Raw genomic sequence first — 21,472 nt, forward strand, 5'->3', positions numbered from 1 at the left:
CAACGCGCCTCAACGCAGTGCAGAAAGGGTCTGCGTTATCGACTGCACACCGCACAGGCCGGCAAATGCGAGTTGGCACAAGCGCTGCATGGTCTCTTGCAGATAATTCATAACACGCCGCCCTCAACGCTGAAGGCTGCGTCTCCCGAGAGAACGGGACCGGACAAAGGCGTCCTCGTCAGGCCACTGACGGGACGCCTTTTTTTGTTTGCGCGAAACGTGTCGAGCACGCGCTGCAGTGACTCGGAGGCAAGATGACCAAACTCAAACTGGTGATGATCGGCAACGGCATGGCCGGCGTGCGCACACTCGAGGAGTTGCTGAAACTGAGCGAAGACCTTTACCACATCACGGTCTTCGGCGCCGAGCCACACCCCAATTACAATCGCATCCTGCTGTCGCCGGTACTGGCCGGCGAACAGAATTTCGAAGACATCGTGCTCAACGACCTCGACTGGTACGAACGCAACGGTATCCAGTTGTTGCTCAACCGTCGCGTGGTGAAGATCGACCGCATCAAACGCCTGGTGATCGCCGATGACGGCACCCAGGCCCATTACGATCGGCTGCTGATTGCCACCGGTTCGCGACCGTTCATACTGCCGATCCCCGGCAACACGCTGAACGGCGTCATCGGTTATCGCGACATCGGCCACACGCGGCAGATGATCGACACCGCCGTCACGCACAAACGCGCAGTCGTCATCGGCGGCGGACTGCTCGGCCTGGAAGCGGCCAACGGTCTGAGCCTGCGCGGCATGCACGTCACGGTGGTGCATAACGGCCAGACGCTGCTGGAGCGCCAACTGGACAAGACCAGCGGGCGGATGTTGCAAGCGGCGCTGGAGAAGCGCGGCCTGAGCTTTCGCCTCGACGAACAGACCAACGCCCTGCTCGGCGATGATCAGGGCCGTGTAACCGCAGTGCAATTCAACAACGGCGACAGGATCGACGCCGATCTGGTGGTCATGGCCGCCGGCATACGGCCCAACACCGAATTGGCAGAGCAAGCCGGCCTGCCCTGTAACCGCGGCATCCTGGTCAATGACACCTTGCAGACCTACGACCCGCGCATCTACGCGATTGGCGAATGTGTCAGCCACCGCGGCATCGCCTATGGGCTGGTGGCACCGCTGTTCGAGCAGGCGCGAGTGTGCGCCAATCACCTTGCGCAACTGGGCTTTGCGCGTTATCCGGGCTCGGTCACCTCGACCAAGCTGAAAGTCACCGGCATCGACCTGTTTTCCGCCGGGGATTTCCTGGGTGGTGAAGGCACTGAAAGCATCACCCTTTCCGACCCCATCGGCGGCATCTACAAGAAACTGGTGATCAAGAACGACGTACTGGTCGGTGCCTGCCTGTACGGCGACACGGCCGACGGCAACTGGTACCTGCAGCAGATCCGTGATGGCCAGGGTATCGACGCCATACGCGATCACCTGATGTTCGGCAAACCCGCTGCTGCGGAGGCCGCCTGCGCATGAACAGCCTTGCCCTCCACACCCCTCGAATCACAGCGTCTACCTGCTGCTATTGCGGCGTGGGCTGCGGCGTACTGATCGAACATGACGGCGAGCATATTCTTGGTGTCAGCGGCGACCCGAAGCACCCGGCCAACTTCGGCAAGCTGTGCAGCAAAGGTTCGAGCCTGCACCTGACCGGCGACATCGAAGCCCGCGCGCTGTACCCGGAACTGCGTTTGGGCAAGGGCCTGGCGCGCAGCGTCACCGATTGGGATACCGCGCTGGAGCACGCGGCCAATGTGTTCGCCGAGACCATTCGCGAACACGGTCCCGACAGCGTCGCCTTCTACATTTCCGGCCAGTTGCTGACCGAAGACTACTACGCGTTCAACAAGCTGGCGCGCGCACTGATCGGCACCAACAATATCGACAGCAACTCACGGCTGTGCATGTCCTCGGCCGTAGCTGGCTACAAGCGCAGCCTGGGTGCCGATGCACCGCCCTGCAGCTACGAAGATATCGAACTGAGCGACTGCGTGATGATCGTCGGCAGCAACATGGCGTACGCTCACCCGATTCTGTTTCGTCGTCTGGAAGAGGCAAAAAGCCGTCGTCCGCAGATGAAACTCATCGTCATCGACCCACGGCGTACCGACACCTGCGAACTGGCCGACCTGCACCTGGCGATTCAGCCCGGCACGGACGTCGCGCTGTTTCACGGCATCCTTCATATACTGATGAACGAACGCCTGATCGACTCGGCGTTCATTGCCGCGCACACGCAGGGCTATGAGGAACTGGCCACGCTGGCCGGTGATTACCCGCCCGAACACGTGGCCGCCCTCTGCGGCATCCCCCTTGAACAACTGCACACCTGCGCCCGCTGGGTGGGCGAAGCGCCGGCTTTTCTGTCGCTGTGGTGCATGGGGCTGAATCAGTCCACGGCCGGCAGCGCGAAAAACAGCGCGCTGATCAACCTGCACCTGGCGACCGGGCAGATTGGCAAACCCGGCGCAGGCCCCTTCTCGCTCACCGGCCAGCCCAACGCCATGGGCGGACGTGAGACCGGCAGCCTGTCCAACCTGTTGCCTGGCCATCGCGACGCGGCAAATCCTCAGCATCGTCAGGAGGTTGCAGACTACTGGGGCGTCGACAGCCTGCCTGCCAATCCCGGTCTTTCAGCCATCGAACTGTTCGAGCAATTGCAGAACGGAACAATCAAGGCCCTGTGGATTGCCTGCACCAACCCGGCACAATCACTGCCCGACCAGAACAGCATCAGGCAAGCCCTGGAAACCTGCCCGTTCGTGGTACTCCAGGAAGCCTTCAAGACCACCGAAACTGCGCGTTATGCCGATCTGTTGCTGCCTGCTGCCAGTTGGGGCGAGAAAGAAGGCACGGTGACCAACTCCGAACGGCGCATCTCCAACGTGCGCAAAGCCATCCAGGCGCCCGGCGAAGCGCGCTCGGACTGTGCAATCACGGTAGATTTCGCCCAGCGCCTGCAAAAACGCCTGCAACCCGACGCACCCGCGCTGTTCGATTTCGCGACACCCAAAGCCTTGTTCGATGAGTTCAAGGGCCTGACGGTCGGGCGCGATCTGGACATGTCCGGAATCGACCGCGAGATCATCGACCAGCGGGGCCCGCAACAATGGCCCTTCCCGCGTGGCGCCAGCAGCGGCACGCCGCGCCTTTACAACGATGGCATCTTCCCCACCGATTCAGGCCGGGCGCAGTTCCTGTCCGAGCCTTACATTGCCGCCAGGGAATTGCGCGATGCCAACTACCCGCTGACACTCAACACCGGCAGGCTGCGCGATCAGTGGCACGGCATGAGCCGCACCGGCACCGCTGCGCGCTTGTTCGGGCATGCCAGCGAAGCTGTGTTGAGCCTCAATCCGCAGGACATGCTCAGCCATGACCTGCAACCCGGCGACCTGGTCAAACTGATCAGTCGGCGCGGCGAGCTGCTGTTGCCGGTCAGCAGTGAGGACAGCGTTGCAGTCGGCCAAGCCTTTGTACCCATGCATTGGGGCGACAGGTTCCTCAAGGGCGGTGTCAACGTTCTCACTCAGCCAGCCTTCGACCCGGTCTCGAAGCAACCGGAACTCAAGCACGCCGGCGTGAGGATCGAAAAAGCCCACCTGCCCTGGCAGTTTTTTGCGCTGGTCGAGGGCAACGTGCAGCAACGAATGGAAACGCTGCGCGCCTTGTGCGACACCTTCACTTACCTGAGCATGAGCCTTGCCGGACGCGAGCGGCCGGCGCTGGTGATACGTGCCGCCAGCGCAGAAGCACCGGATTCCGGGCTGCTGCAGCAGATTGATCGTGTACTGGGCCTGGATGAAGGACCGGTCATGGCGTATGACGACCCAAAGCGCTCGATCGGTAAGCGGGTTCGGATTGACGATGATCGTATTACCGCGATTCGCCTGGCCGGCGAAACACTTGCCCGGCATTGGCTGCAGACGTTGTGGCTGGAAGAACGCGTCGATGCTTCATTGCGACGCTGGCTGTTGGCACCGTTGAGCAGCGAACCGGGCAAAGACTCGACACAGACTCGCGACAAGACCTTGTGCAACTGCATGAATGTCAGCCAGAACGCAGTAATGAGCGCTATCGAGCGTGGCCTGAACCTGAATGAACTCAAGACACAGTTGGGCTGCGGCACCCAGTGCGGCTCCTGCGTGCCGGAAATAAGAAGACTGATCCATACCGTGGCGGTTACAGAATGAGGAATGCGGCATGAGCGCAAAAGTATGGCTGGTGGGCGCAGGCCCCGGCGACCCGGAATTACTGACCCTCAAGGCGGTACGTGCCTTGGCTGAAGCCGACGTGGTGCTGATCGACGATCTGGTCAACCCCGCAGTGCTGGGACATTGTCCGGGAGCGCGGGTGATCGCGGTCGGCAAGCGCGGCGGTTGTCGTTCGACGCCGCAAGCGTTTATCCATCGCCTGATGCTGCGCTATGTACGTCAGGGCAAATGTGTCGTTCGCCTCAAAGGCGGCGATCCATGCATCTTCGGACGTGGTGGTGAAGAGGCTCAATGGCTGCAGGAGCGCGGTGTCGCCGTGGAGCTGGTCAACGGCATTACGGCGGGTCTTGCCGGGGCAACACAGTGCGGCATTTCGCTGACCCTGCGCGGTATAAGCCGTGGCGTGACGCTGGTCACCGCTCACACTCAGGACGACAGCACCCTCAACTGGCAGGCACTCGCGCAAGGCGGAACCACCCTGGTGGTTTACATGGGCGTGGCGAAACTGGCGGAAATTCGCGAGAGTCTTCTGGCAGGCGGGATGGGTGGCGAGATGCCGGTGGCGATGATCGAGAACGCTTCACTGCCGTGGCAGCGTGAATGCCGCAGCACCCTGAGTGCCATGCAACAGGACGCAGTCGCTTTCCAGCTGAAGAGCCCCGCCATTCTGGTGATCGGCGCGGTCGCCGCGTACAGCAATGAGCTGCTCAATCAAACCCTGACAGACCACGCGCAGCTGAATGCCGGCTGACCTCAAGGCCGCCTGAATAGACGCAATGCCAAATCGCAGGCAAAGAAAAGCCCGGCCTAAGCCGGGCTTTTCAGTACAAGCGGCTAATTACTTAGCTTGAGCTTCTACTTCTGCTTCTACGCGACGGTTAACTGCGCGGCCAGCTTCAGTTGCGTTGTCAGCAACTGGACGGGATTCGCCGTAACCAACCGAGTTTACGCGGCTAGCGCCAACACCGTACTGGTTAACCAGAACCTGTTTAACGGCGTTTGCACGACGCTCGGACAGTTTCTGGTTGTAAGCGTCAGGACCGACGGAGTCAGTGTGACCTTCAACAGTGGTGGTGGTCTGTGGGTACTGCTGCATGAAGTCAGCGAGGTTCTTGATGTCGCCGTAGCTGTTAGGCTTGACTACGGATTTGTCGAAATCGAACTTCACGTCCAGCTCAACACGAACCACTTCGGCAACTGCTGGGCAGCCATCAGCATCAACGGTAACGTTGGCTGGGGTGTCCGGGCACTTGTCGACGTTGTCGCACACGCCGTCGTTGTCGCTGTCGGAGCACACTTCAGCTACTGGAGCTGGAGCTGGAGCTGCTTCAACTTTCTTGCTGCCGCCGCCGAAGTTTACACCGATACCGACGCTAGGCGCCCACTCGGTGTTGCCTTGGTCGATGTTGTACTGAGCTTCAACGCCTGCACGGGCATAGAAGTTGTCAGTGAAGTACAGCTTGGCGCCGCCGCCGATGTTGGCGAAGGTGGAACCGTCACGGCCACGGCGAGCGTCTTGACCGATGCTCTGGTCAGAGAAACCGGCAGATACGTATGGACGCAGCATGTCGCCTGGGTTGTTGAAGTGGTACAGAGCGTCCAGAGCAGTGTCTGCGCCCTTGATGTTCTTGCCGCTGTCGCTACGGACGTTGTGGACTTCGTCGTAGCCCAGACGCAGCTCAACATCGTCAGTCAGGAAGTAGCCAACGGAGCCGCCGAACAGGTTGCCGTCGTTTTTGAAGTTACGATCGCTGTCGTAGTACTCTTTCTTGGCGAAGCCTTCGATTTCGACCGCGCCTTGGCCTTGAGCCAGAGCGCCGAACGAAGTTGCGGCAACAATAGTACCAATGGCCAAGCCCAAGGTGTTTTTCAGTTTCATCCGTTAAATCCCCATCTGATGATTATTAAGCAGTCCCACACAGGGGGACAACTCAGCGGCAAGTCTACCAGACCTTGCCAGTTTGTTAGAGATATTTGCACCGTATTAAGTTTCGGCGATTCCCGCAAATTTCTCTCGTAATTTATCTAAAGCCCGCTTGTAACGCATTTTCGTTGCGCTCAAGCCCATGTGCATGATGTCAGCGATCTCCTGGAATTCAAGTTCTGCAACAAAACGCAGGACCAGAATCTCCCGATCGATCGGGTTCACATACACAAGCCAGCGATCAAGTCCGCCCCGTTCTTCAGGTTTGGGCGCCTTTTCTTCCGACGCTTCCTCAAGTGGATCCAGACTCAGCGCGTCCATCAAGCGACGCTTACGCCGTTCCTTCCTGTACTGCGTGATGCATTCATTGTAGGTGATGCTGTACAGCCAGGTTTTAAATTTAGATTTACCTTCAAAATTTTTCAACCCATACAACACTTTAAGCATCACCTCCTGACAGACATCGTCAGCGTCGCGATCGTTCCCCAGATAACGTGCACAGACGTTAAAAAGTGTCCTCTGGTAACGGCGCATCAATTCTTCGTAGGCCCGCGTCACATTGAACAGCTCAACGTGGGCGCGCGCAACCAGCTCCTCATCTGAGAGCTCGCGTGGATCGTAGCGCGTCGAAAACGGTTGAGGTTTATTCAAAACAAATCTTGCCGACAGTCAGGTCAATGTCCGCCATGGCCTGTATCGGCAACCTGGCGGCATACATTAGCAGGTTAACCGCTTAACGGCTGCTTACTCTCTGCTCGAGCAGGATGCGGTTGGAAAACGACACCAGCTCCCCCTCGTCTGTCAGTAGTGTTGTCTTGACCGTACCGATTTCCTCGATCTGCCCTTCCGTATCGCCTATCTGTACCTGTTGCCCGACCTGAAACAGCTCGCGGACGTAAATTCCGGCAATGATTTGACCGGCAATTTCGCGACTGCCGAGGCCCAGGGCAAGCGCCACTGTCAGACCAACGGTAATCAGCGCAATCACAATAACGTGGTTCAGCAGGTCGGTCTTGACCTCCAACTGGCTGATCGCGACCGAAATACTGATGATAATGACCAGCCCCTGGGCGATTCGCCCCAAGCCTGCAGAGTAGTCGATCCCTACGCCTTCGGCAGCACCGCGTACCAGGCCATTGACCAGTTGCGCCAGTAGCACACCGACCAGCAGCACCAGCGCGGCACCAAATACCTTGGGCAAATACAGCGCCAGCATGTCCAGCGTCGCTGAGACCCGCTGCAGGCCCAAAGATTCAGCAGCCGATACGAGGAATATAAGCAGAACGAACCAGTAGACGACCTTGCCGATCAGCGTGGAGACCGGCACCTTGACGCCAGCGCGGCCGATGATCTTGGTCAGGCCGGTACCGCCGACCAGACGATCAAGGCCCAGTTTGGCCAATAGTTTGGAAAGCAGTGCGTCGAGCAGCTTGGCGACGACAAAGCCGAGCAACACCACAACCAGGGCGCCGAACAGGTTGGGGATGAAGTTTGCGACTTTGGTCCACAATGCAGTCATTGCAGCAAGAAGGCTCTGGGTCCAGAGATTCAGTTCCATGCTCAATCAGCCTTATCGATAGAACGCGCACCACTCGAGGTGCGACGAGAAACGGGAGAGACGTGGGCCGAGCCGTTGTTCACGGCGATCATCAGCGCCTGCGACCAGCGGCCCAGCAACCCGAACAACACACCGGCGCCGACCTGGCGATTGGCGGTCTTCAGGACGCGTCCCAGACATGCGTCATCATCCCGGCTGGAGGATGAAGAATTGAGCATGTCGCGTAAAGATTCTTCAAACGGATCGTGCATCAGGCACCTCACGTAATGTCATTCAAAGACGCGACGCGAAAACAACAAGTCACACAGGCTCGCCAAATAACCATCCAGGCCCGCCCTATACCCAACGCAAACGGCGGAACAACCACCACTGCCCTGCGCCCAGTGCGACGATCAGCAGACAGGCCACCAGAAAGCCGTACGAACTGGCCGAACCCGGAATGCCGCCAACGTTAATACCCAGCAGACCGGTGAGAAAACTCATCGGCAGAAAGATACAGGTAATGATCCCGAAGCGGTACATGGTGCGGTTCATGTGCTCGCGCAGGCGCCGGTCTTCGGACTCCAGCAGCAGCCCCACCCGCTCGCGGGTCAGCTCGAGCTCTTCCAGATAACGGGTCAGGCTGTTGTTCAGCTCATTCCAGTAATCAGCGTCGTCATGGGCAAACCAGGACAGCTTGATGCGTGAAAGCTGACCATAGATATCTCGCTGCGGCCCAAGGAACCGGCGCAGGCCGGCAGCGCGTCGACGGATGTGCAGCAGCTTGCCATGCTCGGGATTGTACCGTTCGTCGGCGTCGTTCTTTTCTTCCTCTTCATCGACCGACTCGGTCAGTTCACCCACCAGGTCCTGAACCTTGTCGGTGAGGTGCTGCGCGAGGTGCAGAATCAGCTCCGAGGCGCCCTTCGGGCCTTTGCCCTGCCCCAGCAGCTCAATCAGTTCCTCAGTGGCGCGCAACGGACGCAGGCGCAGCGAGATCACCCGCTGCGCGGCAGCGAAGATACGCACCGAGACCATGTCTTCAGGTTCCGCACCGGGATTCAGATTCACGCCGCGCAGAAACAGCAGCAGCTCTTGCTCCGGCAACGGCAGCAAACGCGGCCGGGTGTTCTCTTCCAGCAACAGGTCGCAGGCAAACTCGCTCAGACCGCTACCGGTGCGCAGCCAGGCATGCGTCTGCGGGTGGCTACGATCCCAATGCAGCCAGAGGCTTTCTTCTGGCTGCAATGCAAGGTCCTGCAACTCGGTTCGAGCGATGAAACGCGCCCCACCCTTACCGTCCAAAACGAGGGCATGAACCAGCCCCCACTGCGCGTTTGCTTCATCGAACATGGATACTTCGCTTATTCCGGCATGATCAGAGGTGATGGGGAAATGATGACGCCGTTGTTGTCGGCATACAGATACTCACCTGGGCGGAACGTCACGCCGCCAAAGGTCACCGGCACATTCAGTTCGCCTATGCCGCGCTTCTCGGTTTTCTTCGGATGGCTGACGAGCGCCTGGACACCCAGGTCGGTCTGGGCGATGACATCCACATCACGGACGCAGCCGTAGATCAACATGCCTTCCCAGCCGTTCTTTGCAGCCTTGTCAGCCAGCATGTCACCCAGCAGCGCACAACGCAGTGAGCCACCGCCGTCGACGACCAGTACCTTGCCCTTGCCGTCGAGCTCGACCTGCTCCCTGACCTTGGAGTTGTCCTCGAAACATTTCAGCGTGACGATCTGGCCACCAAATGAATCGCGGCCGCCAAAATTGCTGAACATCGGCTCCACGACCTGAATCAGGTCCGGATAGGCGTCACACAGATCGGGGGTGAGGTAGTGCATGGGTCAACTCCTGTCATCGGCTATGGGGTCGCGATTGATACAGACGGTTTATTGAAACAGACACGACCGGATGAGCCTAACCATAGCGACTTTACCGGCTAACTGCCTACCGCGACCTGAAACTCTGCAACCTGTTCAGGAACGGAACGCTCACTCAGCCACTCGATCACGCGCGGCCAGACCTGCTGCTGCGCGGCCTTGCTGACCAGCATCTGCACATGATCGAAATCCTCGCTGAAGCCGTGTTCGCGGCTCAGGCAGAGGAATTGCCTGTGTTCGCTGCCGATCTGCTCGAACAGTTCACGGCATGCCCACACCGGGTCCTGATGGTCGCCGGCCGCAGCGACAGCCAGAACCGGCACCTGAACCGCGCTCAACCCTGCCCACCAGTTGTTGTCACGCTCACCGAAACGTCCGAACAGCCCGTGCCAGCGCATGCTCTCCAGAACCAGACCGATCGGCTCGTCTTCCGGCCCGCGCTTGAAACGCGGTCCGGAGATATGCTCGAAGGACCTCAACAGCAACTTCGCAGACCACTGCAGTGGCGGGACTTTCAGCGGCCAGTAGGTGCGGCTGACCTGGCTGCCGAACAGCGCCACGGACGCCGCAGTATCAGCCCCAAGATACTGACCGCCCAAGGCTGCCGCCAGGCTCGTGCCGCCCAGCGAGTGGCCGATCCAGTGCGGTATCTGGCCACTTTGCTCGACGACGAACGCGGCAATGGCTGGCAAATCGAAACGCGCGTAGTCCGCCACGCAATTGCTGCGATAACTCAGGTTGCGAGCCGACAAGCCATGGCCGCGCATTTCAGGAATCCACACGTCATAACCTGCACGCGCCAGATACGCGCCCAGACCGATGCCCTTGGGCGAATACCAGAACCGCCGGTTGGAAAAACTGCCATGCAGCAGTATGACCGGAGTGCCACGCACATCCGGCTGATCGACGCGCCCCAGCCGGGTTACCGCCAGTTCGACACTGGCGTCGGGGCTGTTGGCAGGTTTGAGACGGTAGACGTCCTCGACCAGATCGCCACGACGCTCGGCGCTGATCAAGGCCACGGGAAAAAGCTGGCTGCTGCTCTGCATATCACTCTTTATCTGGTTTGACAGACGGGATGAAACCACGCGTTCCGGCTTCTCGCGGTGCGCCATAAAAAAGGCGGCTTCCGAAGAAACCGCCTCATTCAAACACCTGAACCACATGACGGCTCAGGCCGCGTTCGCGTCACACGGCCGCCCGGTCTTGTAAGGGACGTGCCTCAGGTAAGCCGCCACCTGTCAGACAGGCGCCTGCGCCTCGGCGAGGAAGAACCAGGTCTCCAGCACCGAATCGGGGTTCAGCGACACACTCTCGATGCCCTGATCCATCAGCCAGCGCGCCAGATCCGGGTGATCGGAAGGCCCCTGCCCGCAGATGCCGATGTACTTGCCGGCCTTGTTGCACGCCTGAATGGCATTGGACAGCAGCTTTTTGACCGCCGGGTTACGCTCATCGAACAGGTGGGCGATCACGCCGGAGTCACGGTCGAGACCGAGCGTCAGCTGGGTCAGGTCGTTGGAGCCGATGGAGAAGCCGTCGAAGTACTCGAGGAACTCTTCCGCCAGAATCGCGTTGGACGGCAGTTCGCACATCATGATGATGCGCAGGCCGTTTTCGCCACGCTTCAGGCCATTGGCGGCCAGCAGATCGATCACCTGGCTCGCCTCGCCCAGGGTGCGGACGAACGGCACCATGATCTCGACGTTGGTCAGGCCCATCTCTTCGCGCACACGCTTGAGCGCACGGCACTCCAGCTCGAAGCAGTCACGGAAGTTCTCGCTGATATAGCGCGACGCACCGCGGAAGCCCAGCATCGGGTTTTCTTCTTCAGGCTCGTAGAGCTTGCCGCCGATCAGGTTGGCGTACTCGTTGGACTTGAAGTCCGAGAGGCGCACGATGACCTTCTTCGGCGTGAACGCGGCAGCCAGGGTACTGATGCCCTCGACCAGCTTTTCGACATAGAAACCGACCGGATCGTCGTAACCGGCGATGCGCTTGTCGACGCTTTCCTTGATTTCCGGTGGCAGCACCGAATAGTTGAGCAGCGCCTTGGGGTGCACGCCGATCATGCGGTTGATGATGAACTCCAGACGCGCCAGACCGACACCGGCATTGGGCAACTGGGCGAAATCAAAGGCGCGGTCCGGGTTGCCGACGTTCATCATGATCTTGAACGGCAGATCAGGCATCGCATCGACCGAATTGGTCTTGATGTCGAAGCCCAACTCGCCTTCGAAGATATAACCGGTGTCGCCCTCGGCGCAGGAAACCGTGACACCCTGGCCATCCTGAAGGGTATGTGTGGCGTTGCCACAGCCGACCACTGCCGGGATGCCCAGCTCACGGGCGATGATCGCCGCGTGGCAGGTACGACCGCCACGGTTGGTGACGATTGCGCTGGCGCGCTTCATGACCGGCTCCCAGTCCGGGTCGGTCATGTCCGACACCAGCACGTCGCCGGGCTGGACCTTGTCCATCTCGGACACGTCCTTGATGATGCGTACCTTGCCCGCGCCGATGCGCTGACCGATGGCACGGCCTTCGACCAGCACCTTGCCGGTCTCCTTGAGCAGATAGCGTTCCATGACGTTGGCCGAAGCACGGCTCTTCACCGTTTCCGGACGCGCCTGAACGATGTACAGCTTGCCGTCGTCACCGTCCTTGGCCCACTCGATGTCCATCGGGCACTTGTAGTGCTTCTCGATGATCATCGCCTGTTTGGCCAGCTCGGACACTTCGGCATCGCTCAGGCAGAAACGCGCGCGATCGGCAGGCTCGACGTCGATCACCTTGACCGAACGACCGGCCTTGGCTTCTTCGCCGTAAATCATCTTGATCGCCTTGCTGCCCAGATTGCGACGCAGGATCGCCGGGCGGCCAGCCGCCAGCGTGTCCTTGTGCACGTAGAATTCGTCCGGGTTGACGGCGCCCTGCACCACCGTCTCGCCCAGGCCGTAAGCGCCGGTGATGAACACCACATCGCGGAAGCCGGACTCGGTGTCGAGGGTGAACATGACACCGGCCGTACCGGTTTCGGAGCGCACCATGCGCTGCACGCCCGCAGACAGCGCGACCAGCTTGTGGTCGAAGCCCTGGTGTACGCGGTAGGAAATCGCACGGTCGTTGAACAGCGAAGCGAAGACTTCCTTGGCGGCGCGGATCACGTTCTCGACGCCGCGGATGTTCAGGAAGGTCTCCTGCTGTCCGGCGAACGAGGCATCCGGCAAGTCTTCGGCCGTTGCGGAGGAACGCACGGCCACGGCCAGGTTCGGATTACCCGCAGACAGCTCGGCAAACGCATTGCGGATCTGGGCGTTGAGCTGCTCGGGGAACTCGGCCTCCATGATCCACTGACGAATCTGCGCCCCGGTGCGGGCCAACGCGTTGACATCATCGACGTCAAGGGCGTCCAGCGCAGCATGAATCTGCTCGTTCAGGCCGCTGAGCTCGAGAAAGTCACGGTAAGCCTGGGCGGTAGTCGCGAAGCCGCCGGGCACCGAAACACCAGCACCTGCGAGGTTGCTGATCATCTCGCCGAGGGACGAGTTTTTGCCCCCCACGTGCTCTACATCATGGACGCCGAGCTTATCGAGGGAAACTACGTACTCTACCAAGGTGATCTCTCCACTAACTGTGTTTGTTGTTGGGAAAAGCTCATTCACCTGCGCCACATGCGGTGTGGCTTCAGGCGTGTCTGCCCGGACGTACAGATCGGGCGTTCAAAACCGAGTGTGCAGAACCATGCGTGCAAAAAAGCTGCACCTGCGGGCTCTCATGGCAGGCCAGCACGCCTATGATAGCCAGAATTCGTCTACTGCTTAAGGCCTGGGGCAAAAATGAAACGATCCGCTTTCTTCATCTCGGACGGCACGGGTATCACCGCCGAAACCCTGGGCCAGAGCCTGTTGGCACAATTTGAAAACATTACGTTCAACAAGTTCACCAGGCCCTATATCGACAGCGTCGAGAAGGCGCGGGCGATGGTACAACAAATCAATAATGCCGCCGACAAGGACGATGTGCGGCCGATCATCTTCGACACCATCGTCAATCAGGACATTCGCGAGATTCTGGCGACGTCCAATGGCTTCATGATCGATATCTTTTCGACCTTCCTCGCCCCGCTGGAGCAGGAGCTTAGTTCACACTCGTCCTACTCCGTGGGTAAATCGCACTCCATCGGGCATAACTCCAATTACATGGAGCGCATCGAGGCGGTCAACTTTGCGCTGGACAACGATGACGGCGCGCGGACGCATTATTACGACAAGGCCGATATCATCCTCGTCGGCGTCTCGCGCTGCGGCAAAACCCCGACCTGTCTGTACATGGCCATGCAGTTCGGTATCCGGGCCGCCAACTATCCGCTGACCGAAGATGACATGGAGAGGCTGCAACTGCCTGCGGCGCTCAAACAGCATCGCGAAAAACTGTTTGGCCTGACCATCGACCCGGACCGTCTCACCGCGATCCGCCATGAGCGCAAGCCCAACAGCCGCTACTCCAGCTACGCGCAGTGCGAATTCGAGGTGCGCGAGGTGGAAAGCCTGTTCCGCCGCGAGAACATTGCGCACATCAACTCCACGCATTTTTCGGTGGAAGAAATCTCCGCCAAGGTGCTGGTCGAAAAAGGCGTGGAGCGACGTTTCAAATAGACGCTGCGAGCCCCGCCTCGAAAGCTGACGACTTCAGGCGCCTGGCTGCGGCACCCGCACCCAGCCTTCCATCAGCACGCGGGCGCTGCGGCTCATCAGGGCCTTGGTGACTTTCCAGTCTCCGCCCTCCTGAACGGCCTGAGCGCCGACCCGCAATGTGCCGGAGGGATGGCCAAAGCTGACGACACTGCGCGCCTGACCGCCAGCGGCCAGATTCACCAGCGTGCCCGGGATGGCCGCCGCTGTGCCGATGGCCACCGCAGCCGTGCCCATCATCGCGTGGTGCAGCTTGCCCATCGACACGGCGCGGACCAGCAGCTCGATATCCTGCGCAGCGACAGGCTTGCCACTCGACGCCACGTAATCGGCGGGCGCAGCGACAAAGGCCACCTTGGGCGTGTGCTGGCGTGCGGCAGCTTCATCGATGTTGCCGATCAGGCCCATGCGTACAGCACCGTAGGCGCGAATGGCTTCCAGACGGGCCAGCGCCTGCGGATCACCGTTGATATCGCCCTGCAGCTCAGTGCCGGTATAGCCGATGTCGGCAGCGTTGACGAAAATCGTCGGGATGCCGGCATTGATCATGGTCGCTTTCAGAATGCCGATGCCGGGCACCTCCAGCTCGTCCACCAGGTTGCCGGTGGGGAACATCGAGCCGCCCGCGCCCTCTTCGTCCGCCGCCGGATCAAGAAACTCCAGTGGCACTTCCGCTGCCGGGAAGGTCACGCCATCCAGCTCGAAATCACCGGTTTCCTGCACCGCGCCGTTGCTGATCGGCACGTGGGCGATGATGGTCTTGCCGATGTTGGCCTGCCAGATACGCACCACCGCAACGCCGTCCTGCGGAACGCGGTCAGGGTCGACCAGGCCATTCGTAATCGCGAACGGCCCCACGGCCGCTGACAGGTTGCCGCAATTGCCGCTCCAGTCGACAAACGGCTTGTCGATGGACACCTGGCCGAACAGGTAATCGACATCGTGGTCGGGCCTGCTGCTGCGCGACACAATCACGCTCTTGCTGGTACTCGACGTCGCCCCGCCCATGCCGTCGATCTGCTTTTCATAGGGGTCAGGGCTGCCGATGACCCGCAACAGCAGCGCATCCCGCGCAGGACCGGGCGTTTGTGCGTTTTCAGGCAGGTCCTTCAGCCTGAAAAACACACCCTTGCTGGTGCCACCGCGCATGTAGGTGGCGGGGATGCGGATCTGGGGTGAATGAGCCATGAATTCGTTGTCCTGTTCAAAGAGCGCGCTGCGCGCTCAAAATCGGACGCAGAGCGTCCAGAACTGCATGCCCACGCGGAGCATGGGCACGATAGTGCTCTTGCGCACGCTTGGCGTTCCTCACGCTCCAGCGTAGCTACGATGCAGTAGCCTCCAGAAAGTCCTGAGCAAAACGCTGTAATACGCCGCCCGCCTCATAAATAGAGAGCTCTTCGGCGGTGTCCAGACGACAGGTCACCGGCACCTCGACGCGCTCGCCGTTACGGCGTTGAATCACCAGCGTCAACGTCGCGCGCGGTGTGCGCTGGCCGATCACATCGAAGGTTTCGCTGCCGTCGATGCCCAGGGCCAGACGGCTGGTGCCCGGCTTGAACTCCAGCGGCAGCACGCCCATGCCCACCAGGTTGGTGCGGTGAATACGCTCGAACCCTTCTGCAGCAATCACTTCGACGCCCGCCAGCCTGACGCCTTTGGCCGCCCAGTCACGGGACGAGCCCTGCCCATAGTCGGCACCGGCAATGATGATCAACGGTTGCTTGCGCGCCATGTAGGTTTCGATGGCTTCCCACATGCGCGTGACCACGCCTTCGGGTTCGATACGGGTCAGCGAGCCTTTTTTGACCTTGCCGTTGACCACTGCCATCTCGTTGACCAGTTGCGGGTTGGCAAAGGTCGCGCGCTGGGCGGTCAGGTGGTCGCCCCGATGGGTCGCGTAGGAGTTGAAGTCTTCCTCCGGCAGGCCCATTTTCGCCAGGTACTCGCCCGCCGCACTGTCGAGCATGATCGCGTTGGACGGCGACAGGTGATCGGTGGTGATGTTGTCCGGCAGTACGGCCAGCGCCCGCATGCCCTTGAGCGTGCGCTCTCCGGCCAGCGCGCCTTCCCAGTAGGGCGGGCGACGGATGTAGGTACTCATCGGACGCCAGTCGTAGAGCGGCTCGACCTTCGGCCCGGTGTGTTCTTCGATGGCAAACATCGGGATATAGACCTGGCGGAACTGCTCCGGCTTGACCGACGCCTGCACGACGGCATCGATCTCTTCATCGCTCGGCCAGATGTCCTTAAGACGGATTTCCCGGCCCTCGGCGACGCCCAGCACGTCGTTTTCAATATCGAAACGGATGGTCCCGGCAATGGCGTACGCCACCACCAGGGGCGGCGAGGCCAGAAAGGCCTGCTTGGCATAGGGGTGAATACGCCCGTCGAAATTACGGTTACCGGACAAGACCGCCGTGGCGTAAAGGTCGCGGTCGATGATTTCCTGCTGGATCAGCGGATCGAGCGCGCCGGACATGCCGTTGCAGGTGGTGCAGGCAAAGGCCACGACGCCAAAACCCAGTTGTTCAAGCTCGGACGTCAGCCCGGCGGCATCCAGGTACAGCGCTACGGTTTTCGAGCCGGGGGCCAGCGATGACTTGACCCAGGGTTTGCGCAGCAGCCCCAGGCGGTTGGCGTTGCGTGCCAGCAGACCGGCGGCAATGACGTTGCGCGGGTTGCTGGTGTTGGTGCAACTGGTGATCGCAGCGATGATCACCGCGCCGTCGGGCATCTGCCCCGGCACCTCGTCCCATTGCCCGGCAATCCCTCTGGCCGCCAGATCGGCGGTGGCGACCCGCGCATGAGGATTGGAGGGTCCAGCCATGTTGCGCACCACACTGGACAGATCGAAACTCAGCACCCGCTCGTAGTGCACCTCGTTCAGGCTGTCCGACCAAAGACCTGTGTGCCGGGCATACAGCTCGACCAGCCTGACCTGCTCGTCCTCCCGGCCTGTCAAACGCAGGTAGTCGATGGTTTGCGAATCAATCGAAAACATCGCCGCCGTCGCGCCGTATTCAGGTGCCATGTTGGAGATCGTCGCCCGGTCGCCCAGGGTCAGGCTCGACGCACCTGCGCCGTAAAACTCCAGATAGGCACCGACCACTTTCTGCTGACGCAGGTATTCGGTCAGCGCGAGCACCAGGTCGGTGGCGGTGATGCCTGGCTGATGGCGCCCGGTCAGTTCGACGCCGATGATGTCCGGCAGACGCATCCACGAGGCGCGCCCGAGCATGACGTTCTCGGCCTCGAGCCCGCCGACGCCGATGGCAATCACGCCAAGGGCGTCGACGTGCGGCGTGTGGCTGTCCGTGCCCACCAGTGTGTCGGGAAAGGCTACGCCGTCGAGCACCTGCACCACCGGTGACATTTTCTCCAGATTGATCTGGTGCATGATGCCGTTGCCCGGCGGGATCACTTCGACGTTCTTGAACGCCTGCTTGGTCCAGTCAATGAAGTGAAAACGATCTTCGTTGCGACGGTCTTCGATGGCGCGGTTCTTGGCGAACGCCTGCGGGTCATTACCGTCGGACTCCACTGCCAGCGAGTGATCGACGATCAGTTGCACCGGAACCACCGGGTTGACCAGCGCAGGATCGCCGCCCTGCGAAGCGATCGCGTCGCGCAGCCCGGCAAGGTCGACCAGCGCGGTCTGACCCAGAATGTCGTGGCAGACCACGCGTGCCGGGAACCAGGGAAAATCCAGATCACGCTTGCGCTCGATGAGCTGCGTCAACGAGGCATTCAAGGTCGCCGGATCACAACGGCGCACCAGGTTCTCGGCCAGCACCCGCGAGGTGTAGGGCAGCGTGGCATAGGCACCGGGCTTGAGCGCCTCGACGGCTGCCCGAGCGTCGAAATAATCCAGTCGGGTGCCAGGGAGCGGTTTGCGAAATTCACTGTTCATTGCGGGACTCGATCACGGAGTGTTCGGAATACGGGTGGGGAGCTTCAGCGGCTCCCCTGCCCCCTTTTAGGCTTTGTACGAAAAGTGGCTGCGCTCGGTGATGCTTCGTTAAAAACAGGCTCGGAATGCTCATTTACAACACGTAGAGTCGAACGCGACCCCGGCCGTTCCTCGCCTGTTTTTGCCTCGCCTGACCTTCGCTCGCCTGACCTTCGCTCGCCGACTTTTCGTACAGAGCCTAGCGCTGTTCCAGAGGTACGAACGCGCGCTGTTCGACGCCGATGTACTCGGCGCTCGGGCGAATGATGCGGTTGTTGGCGCGCTGCTCGAAAACGTGCGCGGCCCAGCCGGTCAGGCGTGAGCAGACGAAGATCGGCGTAAACAGCTTGGTCGGGATGCCCATGAAGTGATACGCCGACGCATGGTAGAAGTCGGCGTTGGGGAACAGTTTCTTCTGCTCCCACATGACCTTGTCGATGGCCTCGGAGACCGGGAACAGCACCGTATCGCCCACTTCCTCGGCGAGCTTCTTCGACCAGCCCTTGATCACCTCGTTGCGCGGGTCGGACTCCTTGTAGATCGCATGGCCAAAGCCCATGATCTTTTCCTTGCGCTCCAGCATGCCCAGCGTGCCTTTGGTGGCCTCTTCAGCCGAGGCGAAGCGCTGAATCATTTCCATTGCAGCCTCGTTGGCACCGCCATGCAGCGGGCCGCGCAAGGTGCCGATGGCTGCCGTGACGCAGGAATACAGGTCCGACAGGGTCGACGCGCAGACGCGCGCAGTGAAGGTCGAGGCATTGAATTCGTGTTCGGCGTACAGAATCAGCGAGACGTCCATGACCTTGCGGTGCAGTTCGCTGGGCGCCCTGTCCAGCAGCAGGTGCAGAAAATGCCCGCCGATGGAGTCTTCCGCAGAGGTGCAGTCGATACGCTTGCCGTCGTGACTGAAGCGATACCAGTAGCACATGATCGCCGGGAACGCTGCGAGCAGACGGTCGGTCGAGTCGCGCTGCTGATCGAAGCTGCGCTCCGGCTCCAGGGTGCCGAGCATGGAGGCACCGGTGCGCATCACATCCATCGGATGCGTGTCGGCGGGTATGCGCTCCAGCACTTCTTTCAGGGCCTGCGGCAGATCGCGCAGGCGCCTGAGCTTGTCCATATAGGCAGACAATTCGGCCTGATTGGGCAGTTCGCCGTACAGCAGCAGGTAGGCCACTTCTTCAAAACGCGCCTCGGCAGCCAGATCGCGCACGTCATAGCCGCGATAGGTCAGCCCGGCACCGGCCATGCCCACTGTAGACAAAGCCGTCTGCCCGGCCACCTGCCCGCGCAGCCCGGCACCACTCAATACTTTTGCTTCAGCCATGGTGTTCTCCAATTTTGTTTTTGTGTGATGGGGCGCGAAGACTGTGGTTCAGACGGTACATCTTCGGAGAATATACCGGCCCTTTCGCGAACAAGCGAAGCGTCGCCCGGTTCGCTCCTACGGCCTGCGGCCAGAAGCCCGGTATTTCACAGGCATCACCCCTTCTTCTGCGCAAACAGCGCATCCAGCTTCTGCTCGAATGTGTGGTAATCGATCGCGTCATACAGCTCCATGCGCGTCTGCATGCTGTCGATCACGTTTTTCTGGCTGCCGTCACGGCGGATTGCGCCGTAGACATTTTCCGCAGCCTTGTTCATCGCACGGAATGCGGAAAGCGGATACAGCACCAGCGAGACATCCGCCTCGCGCAGCTCATCGACCGTAAACAACGGCGTGGCGCCGAACTCGGTGATGTTGGCGAGGATCGGCACGCCTGCGCGGTTGGCGAATTGCTTGTACATCGCCAGTTCGGTGATGGCCTCGGGAAACACCATGTCCGCGCCGGCTTCAATGCAGGCAGCGGCACGCTCCAGCGCCGACTCCAGCCCTTCAACGGCCAGCGCATCGGTACGCGCCATGATCACGAAGCTGTCGTCAGTCCGGGCATCCACGGCAGCCTTGATCCGGTCGACCATTTCCTGCTGAGAAACGATTTCCTTGTTGGGACGGTGCCCACAACGCTTGGCGCCCACCTGATCCTCGATGTGAATCGCCGCCGCCCCGGCCTTGATCATCGAGCGCACGGTCCGCGCCACGTTGAAAGCCGAAGAACCGAAACCGGTGTCGACGTCCACCAGCAACGGCAGATCGCAGACGTCGGTGATGCGCCGCACATCGATCAGCACGTCTTCAAGACCGGTGATCCCCAGGTCCGGAATGCCCAGTGATCCTGCCGCGACTCCGCCACCTGACAGATAAATGGCCTTGAACCCGGCACGCCTGGCGAGCAGTGCGTGGTTGGCATTGATCGCGCCGACCACTTGCAGCGGCTGTTCGCTGGCGACTGCATCGCGGAAACGCTGGCCGGGAGTGCTGTTGTTATGACTCATTGTTTACCTCGGTCGGAAGTCGTCTGGGAAGCCGCCTGATAGTGGCGCTCGATGTTGCGTCTGGACGCGCCGATATGGCGGCGCATCAACAATTCGGCCAGCTCACCGTCGCGGTCGGCGATGGCGTCGAGAATGCGGTGGTGTTCGGCAAAGGCCTGACGAGGCCGGTTGGGCGTGGTGGAATACTGAATGCGGTACATGCGCACCAATTGGTAGAGCTCGCCGCAGAGCATCTGGCTGAGGGTGCGATTGCCGCTGCCCTGAATGATGCGGTAATGAAAGTCGAAATCACCCTCTTGCTGGTAATAGCCGATACCTGCCTGAAAGGCGGCATCGCGCTCGTGGGTATCCAGAACGCCGCGCAGCTCGTCGATTTCGGCCTGCGTCATGCGTTCGGCGGCCAGACGACAGGCCATACCCTCCAGTGACTCGCGAATTTCATAGAGCTCGATCAGTTCGGCATGACTGAGCGACACCACCCGGGCGCCCACATGCGGCACACGAACCACCAGGCGCTGCCCTTCGAGCCGGTGAATCGCTTCGCGCAGCGGCCCGCGACTGATGCCATAGGTGCGAGCCAGTTCCGGCTCGGAAATCTTGCTGCCGGGGGCAATCTCGCCTTTCACGATGGCCGATTGAATGCGTCGGAAAACGTTCTCGGAGAGGGTTTCCGAGTCGTCGGCAACCGTCATTGCTTCTTCAACCACCTTCAGCATTGTCAACACCTTATGGCTATATGCGCTCAAATCTAGCCATATTTGCTCAATCCGTCAAAGAAAAACCCTGCATTGTCGACAATCAGCCAAAACGAGCAAGCGCTGCTCGACACAGCAACCTGAACAGCCACACAGGTTGATCACTGGCAGCTGCAGGGC

Annotated in this window: 17 protein-coding genes and 1 pseudogene; 5 read left to right on the plus strand and 13 right to left on the minus strand. The window is 60.5% G+C overall.

Going from position 1 to position 21,472, the window contains the following annotated elements:
• Window positions 1–254: 254 nt before the first annotated feature.
• From GE543_RS07415 to cobA, 3 genes and pseudogenes are all read left to right on the plus strand, one after another.
• Window positions 255–1,461 (plus strand): annotated as a pseudogene (locus tag GE543_RS07415) (NAD(P)/FAD-dependent oxidoreductase); the annotation flags it as partial.
• 19 nt (window positions 1,462–1,480) lie between these two features.
• A complete protein-coding gene (locus GE543_RS07420) occupies window positions 1,481–4,201 on the plus strand; it encodes a nitrate reductase (protein WP_153221112.1) in 2,721 nt (906 codons plus the stop codon).
• A gap of 10 nt (window positions 4,202–4,211) precedes the next feature.
• Complete coding sequence (gene cobA, locus GE543_RS07425; protein WP_004410483.1) at window positions 4,212–4,973, plus strand: uroporphyrinogen-III C-methyltransferase; 762 nt, start codon at window positions 4,212–4,214, stop codon at window positions 4,971–4,973.
• A gap of 87 nt (window positions 4,974–5,060) precedes the next feature.
• Here cobA and GE543_RS07430 read toward each other — a convergent pair whose 3' ends face one another.
• The 8 genes from GE543_RS07430 to ppsA all read right to left on the minus strand — a co-directional run bounded on the left by GE543_RS07430 (window position 5,061) and on the right by ppsA (window position 13,192).
• Complete coding sequence (locus GE543_RS07430; RefSeq protein WP_153221113.1) at window positions 5,061–6,101, minus strand: OmpA family protein; 1,041 nt, start codon at window positions 6,099–6,101, stop codon at window positions 5,061–5,063.
• Between the two features lie 105 nt (window positions 6,102–6,206).
• A complete protein-coding gene (gene sigX, locus GE543_RS07435; protein WP_003315686.1) occupies window positions 6,207–6,797 on the minus strand; it encodes an RNA polymerase sigma factor SigX in 591 nt (196 codons plus the stop codon).
• A gap of 82 nt (window positions 6,798–6,879) precedes the next feature.
• The gene (locus GE543_RS07440; protein ID WP_003315687.1) at window positions 6,880–7,704 is read right to left on the minus strand and encodes a mechanosensitive ion channel domain-containing protein; all 825 of its coding nucleotides are present in this window, start codon (window positions 7,702–7,704) and stop codon (window positions 6,880–6,882) included.
• A gap of 2 nt (window positions 7,705–7,706) precedes the next feature.
• Window positions 7,707–7,955 (minus strand): hypothetical protein, encoded by a 249-nt coding sequence (locus tag GE543_RS07445; RefSeq protein ID WP_003347124.1) that lies wholly within the window; start codon window positions 7,953–7,955, stop codon window positions 7,707–7,709.
• Between the two features lie 85 nt (window positions 7,956–8,040).
• Window positions 8,041–9,036 (minus strand): zinc transporter ZntB, encoded by a 996-nt coding sequence (locus GE543_RS07450; protein WP_003423705.1) that lies wholly within the window; start codon window positions 9,034–9,036, stop codon window positions 8,041–8,043.
• Between the two features lie 11 nt (window positions 9,037–9,047).
• The gene (gene rraA / locus GE543_RS07455) at window positions 9,048–9,536 is read right to left on the minus strand and encodes a ribonuclease E activity regulator RraA (protein ID WP_153221114.1); all 489 of its coding nucleotides are present in this window, start codon (window positions 9,534–9,536) and stop codon (window positions 9,048–9,050) included.
• Between the two features lie 98 nt (window positions 9,537–9,634).
• Window positions 9,635–10,624, minus strand: a complete 990-nt coding sequence (locus tag GE543_RS07460; protein ID WP_153221115.1) for an alpha/beta fold hydrolase — start codon at window positions 10,622–10,624, stop codon at window positions 9,635–9,637.
• A 192-nt stretch (window positions 10,625–10,816) separates the two neighbouring features.
• Window positions 10,817–13,192, minus strand: coding sequence for a phosphoenolpyruvate synthase (gene ppsA, locus GE543_RS07465; protein ID WP_153221116.1), 2,376 nt, complete (start codon window positions 13,190–13,192; stop codon window positions 10,817–10,819).
• On the opposite strand from ppsA, the gene GE543_RS27775 reads away from it, so the two are divergent.
• Both GE543_RS27775 and GE543_RS07470 read left to right on the plus strand, forming a co-directional pair.
• On the plus strand, window positions 13,139–13,375 hold the full coding sequence (locus GE543_RS27775; RefSeq protein ID WP_370683431.1) for a hypothetical protein: 237 nt from the start codon (window positions 13,139–13,141) through the stop codon (window positions 13,373–13,375). The two genes, ppsA and GE543_RS27775, sit on opposite strands and share 54 nt — an antisense overlap.
• 39 nt (window positions 13,376–13,414) lie before the next feature.
• The gene (locus GE543_RS07470; protein ID WP_003347114.1) at window positions 13,415–14,233 is read left to right on the plus strand and encodes a pyruvate, water dikinase regulatory protein; all 819 of its coding nucleotides are present in this window, start codon (window positions 13,415–13,417) and stop codon (window positions 14,231–14,233) included.
• 33 nt (window positions 14,234–14,266) lie between these two features.
• Here GE543_RS07470 and prpF read toward each other — a convergent pair whose 3' ends face one another.
• The 5 genes from prpF to GE543_RS07500 form a co-directional block, all read right to left on the minus strand.
• Window positions 14,267–15,457 (minus strand): 2-methylaconitate cis-trans isomerase PrpF, encoded by a 1,191-nt coding sequence (gene prpF, locus GE543_RS07475; protein WP_153221117.1) that lies wholly within the window; start codon window positions 15,455–15,457, stop codon window positions 14,267–14,269.
• 136 nt (window positions 15,458–15,593) lie between these two features.
• Window positions 15,594–18,182 (minus strand): Fe/S-dependent 2-methylisocitrate dehydratase AcnD, encoded by a 2,589-nt coding sequence (acnD, locus tag GE543_RS07485; protein WP_153221118.1) that lies wholly within the window; start codon window positions 18,180–18,182, stop codon window positions 15,594–15,596.
• A gap of 238 nt (window positions 18,183–18,420) precedes the next feature.
• Complete coding sequence (gene prpC, locus GE543_RS07490) at window positions 18,421–19,548, minus strand: 2-methylcitrate synthase (protein ID WP_046237749.1); 1,128 nt, start codon at window positions 19,546–19,548, stop codon at window positions 18,421–18,423.
• Window positions 19,549–19,703: 155 nt separating this feature from the next.
• Window positions 19,704–20,597, minus strand: coding sequence for a methylisocitrate lyase (gene prpB, locus GE543_RS07495; protein WP_003416137.1), 894 nt, complete (start codon window positions 20,595–20,597; stop codon window positions 19,704–19,706).
• The gene (locus tag GE543_RS07500) at window positions 20,594–21,313 is read right to left on the minus strand and encodes a GntR family transcriptional regulator (protein ID WP_003416136.1); all 720 of its coding nucleotides are present in this window, start codon (window positions 21,311–21,313) and stop codon (window positions 20,594–20,596) included. The genes prpB and GE543_RS07500 overlap by 4 nt, the downstream gene beginning before the upstream one ends.
• Window positions 21,314–21,472: the final 159 nt, after the last annotated feature.

This window comes from Pseudomonas sp. SZ57, from assembly GCF_009495975.1.
Classification (GTDB): Bacteria; Pseudomonadota; Gammaproteobacteria; order Pseudomonadales; family Pseudomonadaceae; genus Aquipseudomonas; species Aquipseudomonas syringae.